This is a genomic window from Azoarcus sp. TTM-91 (assembly GCF_012911025.1).
Classification (GTDB): Bacteria; Pseudomonadota; Gammaproteobacteria; order Burkholderiales; family Rhodocyclaceae; genus Azoarcus.
Map to the genome: position 1 here is coordinate 1 of NZ_WUEI01000251.1, position 1,654 is coordinate 1,654.

A 1,654-nucleotide genomic window follows, 5' to 3' on the forward strand; every position below is an offset into this window, starting at 1 on the left:
GGACGATCTCGCCCAGCAGCTGGCCGGCCTTCTCGGCGAGTTGCACGCTGCCGCTGGCGACTTCGCTGATTTCCTGCGCCGCTTCCTGGCTGCGTTCGGCCAGCTTGCGCACCTCGGCGGCCACCACCGCGAAGCCCTTGCCGTGCTCGCCGGCACGGGCGGCCTCGATGGCGGCGTTGAGCGCCAGCAGATTGGTCTGGTAGGCGATGTCGTCGATGATGCCGATCTTCTCGGCGATGCGCTTCATCGCACCCACCGTCTCGCTGACGGCGCCGCCGCCTTCGGTGGCCTGGCCGGAGGCCTGGGAGGCGATGCTGTTGGTGACCTTGGCGTTCTCGGTGTTCTGGGTGACGGAGGCGGTCAGCTGCTCGATGCTGGCGGCCTGCTCGGAGGAGGACTGGGACAGGTTCTGGGCGGTGGCGGAGACTTCTTCCGACGCGGAGGAGAGGTTGTCCGCCGCGCTGCGCACCTGGCCGATGATCTGCGACAGCTTCTCTATCATGGCCGACATCGCGTTGCTCAGCCGTGCCACCTCGTCCCGGCCACGGCTGTTGATGCGGGCGGTGAGATCGCCGTCGGAGATGCGGTTGGCCAGTTCCACCACGCGGGCCAGCGGCAGGGTGACGCTGCGGCTGATGAAGACGCCCAGCAGGATCCCGGAGAGCACCGCGCCCACGATGATGACGATCAGCGTGCTGCGGCTCTGCTGGTACAGCTCATCGCCATCCGCGCTTGCCTGGCGCGCATTGTCTTCCTTCTGCTGGCTCAGCTCGGTGATCAGGTCGTCCATTGCGTTGGCCGACTTGCGCACCGACTCGATGCTCTGCCGCAGTTCGGGGCTGTGCTCCTGCAGTTCGGTCGCCGCCGCGAGTTCCAGCATGCGGTTGAGGTCATTCTCGTAGGCCGGCCACATACGCTGCAGCGTAGCCATCTTTTCCTTGCCGGCCTCGGTGTAGAACAGCGGCTGCGCCTTGGCGATCAGGGTGGTGTAGTTGGCCTTGACCTTCTTGATGTCCTCGAGGATGCGATCGCGTTCCGCCTGGCTGTTTGCCATCAGGAAAGAGAGCCGGTCGCGGCCGAGATAGATGAGGTTGATGTTCGCCTCCTTGATGTAGGAGATACCCAATGCCTCCCGCTGGTAAAGCGCGGAGGTGAGGTCGTTCAGTTTGCTGGCATTGGAAAGGCCGACCAGACCGACGACCGCGCTGAACAGGGCAACGATCAGGAACGCGCCGATCAGGCGGATGCCGATCGAAAGGTTGCTAAGCATGGAATTCCTCCGGATGGGTGGGGGTGCGCTGGGAGCGGAAAGAGGAAGCGCTATCGTTGGCGGTAGCGATGTGGCTCATGGCGGCGACATCGAGGATGAGGGCGACCTCGCCGGAGCCGAGGATGGAAGAGCCTGAGAGTCCGCGCATGCCACGGAAGAGGCGTCCGAGGGGCTTGATGACGGTCTGCAGTTCGCCCTGGAGCTGATCGACGACGACGCCGATGCGCTGTCCCTGGTGATGGATGACGACGATGTTCTCGCGCCTGGGGGCCTCGCCGCCGAGGGCGAAGAGCTCGCGCAGTCGGACATAGGGGAGGACCTCGCCGCGCAGATTGACGTACTGGCGGCGCTCGGCGGCGAGGGCGGGGGCGAGGGCGATGCACT

At 65.5% G+C, this 1,654-nt stretch carries 2 protein-coding genes; both read right to left on the reverse strand.

Features of this window, described 5'->3' with window-relative positions; translation table 11 throughout:
- A partial coding sequence (locus tag GRF61_RS25220) for a methyl-accepting chemotaxis protein (RefSeq protein WP_169153138.1) occupies window positions 1–1,270 on the reverse strand: 1,270 nt, incomplete at its 3' end.
- Window positions 1,263–1,654 (reverse strand): chemotaxis protein CheW (locus tag GRF61_RS24045; protein ID WP_211166182.1); only part of this gene is annotated, 392 nt, incomplete at its 5' end. The genes GRF61_RS24045 and GRF61_RS25220, both read right to left, overlap by 8 nt.